This is a genomic window from Mesorhizobium sp. M8A.F.Ca.ET.208.01.1.1 (assembly GCF_004791315.1).
Lineage (GTDB): Bacteria > Pseudomonadota > Alphaproteobacteria > Rhizobiales > Rhizobiaceae > Mesorhizobium.
Genome location: NZ_SRUT01000392.1, coordinates 1 through 286 on the forward strand (window position 1 = coordinate 1; position 286 = coordinate 286).

Below are 286 nucleotides of genomic sequence, written 5' to 3' on the forward strand. Positions count from 1 at the left end.
TGCGCAAGACCGGCATGTCGATGACGCTGGAGGCGCGCCAGGCGCTGCGCCGCAATCTCGGCGGCGACCGGCTGGCGTCGCGCGGCGAGATCGAGAAGCTGGTGCTCTACGCCCACGGCCAGAAGGAGATCAACCTCGACGATGTCCGGGCGACGTCCGGCGACGTGTCAGGCGCCTCCTTCGACGATGCCGTCGATGCGCTGCTGGACGGCAAGATCGCCGATTTCGACACCGCTTTCACCCGACACTGCCAGGGCGGCGGCGACCCCTTCCTGGTGCTGTCGGC

The 286-nt window shown here is 68.9% G+C and carries 1 pseudogene; it reads left to right on the plus strand.

What is annotated here, in order from left to right:
* Positions 1 to 286, plus strand: a pseudogene (gene holA, locus EN851_RS35805) (DNA polymerase III subunit delta); the annotation flags it as partial.